At 70.4% G+C, this 5118-nt stretch carries 3 protein-coding genes; 2 read left to right on the forward strand and 1 reads right to left on the reverse strand.

Going from position 1 to position 5118, the window contains the following annotated elements; genetic code table 11:
• Positions 1 to 124 precede the first annotated feature (124 nt).
• Positions 125 to 889 (reverse strand): hypothetical protein, encoded by a 765-nt coding sequence (locus ACFWEP_RS31310; RefSeq protein ID WP_387375170.1) that lies wholly within the window; start codon positions 887 to 889, stop codon positions 125 to 127.
• A 1299-nt stretch (positions 890 to 2188) separates the two neighbouring features.
• Here ACFWEP_RS31310 and ACFWEP_RS31315 point away from each other — a divergent pair.
• Both ACFWEP_RS31315 and ACFWEP_RS31320 read left to right on the forward strand, forming a co-directional pair.
• Positions 2189 to 3007 (forward strand): SAM-dependent methyltransferase, encoded by an 819-nt coding sequence (locus tag ACFWEP_RS31315; protein ID WP_387375172.1) that lies wholly within the window; start codon positions 2189 to 2191, stop codon positions 3005 to 3007.
• Positions 3004 to 5118: putative bifunctional diguanylate cyclase/phosphodiesterase (locus ACFWEP_RS31320; RefSeq protein WP_387375174.1), on the forward strand; the 2115-nt coding region annotated here is incomplete at its 3' end. The genes ACFWEP_RS31315 and ACFWEP_RS31320, both read left to right, overlap by 4 nt.

The raw sequence follows: 5118 nt of genomic DNA on the forward strand, positions 1-5118 counted from the left end.
GAACTCGCCGCATAACCCCACCACCCGAACCACCCCAAGCCCGACAGGGATGCCTTGACGAACGACATAGAGGCACCCCCCGGGCGGCTCACCGCCCGGGGGACACGTTCTTCCGGAGTCGGCCTCAGCGTGCCGCGTGCGGGAAGAGGTCGAAGAAGGGGGCAGCGGTCGCGGAGATGCCCCGCCCGAACGGGGCGTCGAAGTCCCAGATCAGGAAGAGGAGGAAGGCGATCAGTACGCTGAAGAGGCCCGCGAGGAGCAGCTCGCGGAAGGTTCTGCGGATCTGCAGCGTGAAGATCAGTCCCACGGTCACCAGGGCTCCGATGATGAGGCCGAACCACACCACCCCCGGCATCGTGGCACCCGCGTTCTGCCCGCGCGCGCTGCGCGCGTCGTCCGCGGCCGCGACCTGGTCCACGAGCGGCTGGTAGGCCTGGCCCTCGTGGTCGTTCTGCGGGACGTACTCGGTGACGTCCGCGCGGATCGTGTCGATGAGCCGGGTGCCGTGTTCCGTGAGGGAGGCGTGCTTCTCCATGTACCGCCATTCGTCGTTCACCACGTAGGAGACGTAGGCGTCGACGTCGGCGCGGATGCGTGTCCGGACCTCCGCCGGATAGACGGACGACCGCGCGTGCACCTCGTGCAGGGCCTGGGCCTCCAGACGTACGGACTCCTGGGCGGAGCTGCGGCCCTCCCAGACGCCCGCGATGGCGAGGCCGAGCACGATGGCGTAGACCACGCCGATCATCATCGTCATGTACTCGATGACGTCGGGCGTTTCGGACGGGTCGTCGTCCTCGCTCACGCGGCGGTTGTTGAGGACGGTGATGGTGAGTACGACGGCACAGACCGATGCCATAGCGATGGAGAGGGCGATCCATTCCGACAAGGTGTCCTCCGTCGGGTCAGCGGGACGAGCGAGGCCGGAGCACCGCGACGGCGAACACCGCGGGAGCCGTGATCATCAGAGAGAGCGTCACCAACGAGGTTCCGCTGTCGTGGACTTGGCGCCGAGGCCTGCGATAGGCGGGCAGTGCGACGGCATGGGGCGCGGGGCGCGCGGACGGGGTGGGCGAGGAGGTCGGCGACGGACTCGGCTCCGGCGGGCGCGGTGGCGCGGGCGCGGGGACCGCGGGTGTCGGCCGGGGGGTGGGGGACGGGAGGGCGCGTGGCGCCGGCGGCCGGGGCTTCGGGGGCGGCGGCGGAGGTTCCGGCGTGGGTGAGGGCTCCGGCGCCGGGGACGGCGGAGGCGGGGGAGCGGGGGACGGTGGAGGCGGTGGGGGTTCGGGTGACGGAGAGGGCGGCGGCGTCGGGGGAGGCGTGCAGACGTTGCTCCCCGCCACGGCGACCGCGGTGATCTGGCCGTCCGGCCCGATGACGGCGACCGCGCAGGCGTCCGCGACCGCCGGGGCGGGCGCGGACATCAGCCAGAGGAGCGCGGTGGCCGCGGTGAACCGTCCGATACGTGATCCGTGCACGAACCGGATCATGGTCCTCCTCGGCCGGATAAGCACGACGCACTCGGGTGATTCGCCTGATGGTGGGACAATCGGCGGTTTTCATGTACGGAGGGGGGAATCGTGCTGTGCGGCCGACGGGCGGGCTTCCGGGGCGGGCGCGCTACCCGGACCGCGCGGACTGTTTTCGGTGAGCGGCGACTGACGGAAAGTGAGCGCCGACTTCCGGTTCCGGGCCGCGTGTTCGGTGGGGCGGGGCGGTGGAGTCCGCCGGTGGACCCGCCCTCCCGCCCGTGCCGGTCATTCGGTGTGGCCCGAAATGCCTCGCGGGGGACGCGGGTTCGCCGCTCCCGGTTACCGGGGGGTCGGTTTCCGTCGGTGGCGGACAACTCGCCTTTCGATAAAGGGTGGTGATGTCATGAGAGAGGGTGGGGGGATGCCCGTGGAAGGGTGTGGGATGTTATGTGATATGAAGGCCCAGGGCTGCCTGATTCAACACCGTTGGCGAGTTGGCCAGTTCCGGATCGTTGCCCGGCAACCCGACGGGAACCCCGGTCGCTCCGCGTCCACCTGCGGATACGTACGGTGGTCACACCTGTCACCAGGGTGTGACCAATAACGGACCGCGAATTTCCGTTTCCACTCGCTCTCTTGGCGGTCGGTCAGTAGCCTCTGCTCAACACTGACCATGAACATGGCCGGATCGTCGTGGCGACTTGTTGGAGACATCGATGGAGCGTCCCGCCTGGGCACCGCAAGGCATAGACATTTCGGTGCCGAGCGTGTCCCGCATGTACGACTTCTATCTGGGCGGTTCGCACAATTTCGAGGTGGACCGGGAAGCTGCCCGCAGGGCGATGGAGTTCATGCCTGGTCTCCCCAAGATCATGCAGGCCAACCGCGCGTTCATGCGCAGGGCGGTGCGCTACGCGGTGGCCTCGGGCGTCACCCAGTTCCTGGACATCGGCTCGGGCATACCGACCTTCGGCAACGTCCACGAGGTCGCTCACGCGGCCGACCCCGCCGCACGCGTCGCCTACGTCGACCACGACCCGGTCGCGGTGGCGCACAGCCGTGCGGTTCTCGAAGGTGACAGCCGCACCACCGTGGTCGCGGCCGACCTGCGCCGTCCGCAGGAGATCCTGAAGAGCGCGGAGATCGGCGAACTGCTCGACCTGGAAAGGCCGGTGGCCCTCCTGCTGGTCGCCGTACTCCACTTCGTGGAGGACTCCGACCACCCCTATGCCGCCGTCGCCGAGCTGCGCGAGGCACTCGCCCCGGGCAGCCTGCTCGTGGTCACCCATGCCGCGTACGAAGGCATCCCGCTCACCCGCGAGCAAGCGGGCGGTGCGGTGGGCGTGTACAACAGCATCCGCAATCCGCTCATCATGCGCACGCCCGCCGAGGTGGCCCGCTTCTTCGAGGGCTGTGAACTCGTTGACCCGGGGCTGGTCCCGATGCCGGACTGGCGGCCCGACCCCGGTACCGCCGGTGAGCCGGAAGATCCGTTCGCCTTCTCGGGCTACGCCGGTGTGGGGCGCAAGGCGTGAGCATCCCCGCCCAGAAGTCCGGAGCTCCGGACGAGGAACCGGACGGCCCCGAGGACCGGCTCCGGCGCTTCGCCACGATCTGGAGCCGGGCCATCTTCCCGTCGACGGCCACCTCGCTGACCCGTCCTGAGTTCGAACAGCATCTGCTGCCCCTGGCGCGCACGCTGAACGAGACCCTGCACGCCCGCCCGTTCGACGCGGCACCCGCCCAGCGGGTGGGCGCCGCCCTCGTGGCCGCCCATTGCACCGACCCCGACGCCCTCAGCGCCACCCTCGGCGTCATCGACTCGTACCTGGTGCTCTACTGCGGCGGGAACGGCCCCACCGGGCTGTCGACCGAAGACGGCCGGGCCCGCAGCGCGCGCATCCAGCACGCGCTGGCCGGGGGGTACAGCCACGCACTGCGCGAGCGGACGCGGGGAGAGCAGGAGGCCATCGCCCGCTCCGCGCTGGCTGCCCGCTCGCACGCCGAGCAGGTGCTGCACGAGACGCAGGCCCGCTTCCAGGCGGTCTTCGCCGAGGCGGCCATCGGCATCGCGATCGCCGACCTCGACGGCAACGTGCTCGAGAGCAACGACACCCTCACCCGGATGTTCGGCGGTCTCGACAGCCATGTCCGCAGCCGCAAACTGACGGACTGGGCCCATCCGGAGGACACCCCGCACGTCTGGCGGTACTACCACGAGCTGGTGCGCGGCGAACGCGACCACTACCGGGTCGAGAAGCCCTACTTCCGCAACGACGGCACGGTGCTGTGGACCAACCTCACGGTGTCGCTGCTGCGCGACTCCGAGGGCCGCCCGGAGTACCAGCTCGCGCTCATGGAGGACACCACCGAGCGCAGGCTGCTCAACCTGAGGCTGCGGTACGAGGCCACCCACGACGCGCTCACCGGACTGCCCAACCGGACCCTCTTCTTCGAGCGGCTGGAGAAGGCGGTCGCGGCCAAGGCAGGCACCCGCTTCGGACTCTGCTATCTCGATCTCGACGGCTTCAAGGCCATCAACGACAGCCTCGGCCACGCGGCGGGCGACCGCCTGCTCGTCGAGGTCGCGGACCGGCTGCAGAGCTGCGCGACGGCGCAGGGAGAGATGGTGGCACGGCTGGGCGGGGACGAGTTCGTGGCGCTGACCACCGGCCCGAACACGGCGCGGGAGGTGGGCGACCTCGCCTGCCGCATCCTGAGCGTGCTCTCCACCCCCATCCGGATCGAGGGGCGGGAGCTGACGGTGCGCGGCTCCATCGGGGTCGTGGAGGGCCCCTCCGGCGTCCGCAGCGCCGCCGAGGTGCTGCGCAGCGCGGACATCACGATGTACCGCGCCAAATCGGCCGGCGGCAACCGCTTCGAGCTCGCCGACGAGGAGGCGGACGCGCGGGCCATCACCCGGCACGGACTCACCACCGCGCTCCCGGCTGCCCTGGAACGCGGCGAGTTCTTCATCGAGTACCAGCCGCTGGTACACCTCGGCGACGGCAGCGTGCACGGCGCGGAGGCCCTCGTCCGCTGGTGCCACCCCCAGCACGGCGTCCTCGGGCCGGACCAGTTCATCCCGCTCGCGGAGCACACCGGCCTCATCGTGCCGCTCGGCCGCTGGGTGCTGGAGGAGTCGGTCCGCCAGGCCAACCACTGGCAGGAGCGGCACACCGACGGCGGCCCGCTGCGGATCAACGTCAACCTCTCGCCCACCCAGCTCCACCACCCCCGGCTCGTCGCCGAGACCGTGGACGTGCTGGAGCGCTCCGGCCTGGAGCCGGGAGCGCTCTGCCTGGAGCTCACCGAGTCCGCCTTGATCGGCGCCGACGACGGGCTGCTCAAACCGCTGCGCCAGCTCGCGGAGATGGGCGTGGACATCGCCCTCGACGACTTCGGCACCGGCTACTCCAACCTCGCCAATCTGCGCCGCCTCCCGGTCAGCGTGCTCAAGCTGGACCGGTCCTTCACCCGGGGCATGCAGCGGCACCCGGCCGACCCCGTCGACCTGAAGATCGTGGAGGGGATCGTCACCCTGGCGCACAGCCTGGACCTGGCGGTGACGGTGGAGGGGGTGGAGACGGCGGCCCAGGCCGAACAGCTGCGGGAACTGGGCTGCGACACCGGCCAGGGCTGGTAC

The organism is Streptomyces sp. NPDC060198 (assembly GCF_042728415.1).
Classification (GTDB): domain Bacteria; phylum Actinomycetota; class Actinomycetes; order Streptomycetales; family Streptomycetaceae; genus Streptomyces.

Excerpts from the sequence above, each read along its gene's own strand:
- ACFWEP_RS31315 (WP_387375172.1), top strand. The coding sequence starts at position 2,189 with ATGGAGCGTCCCGCCTGGGCACCGCAAGGCATAGACATTTCGGTGCCG.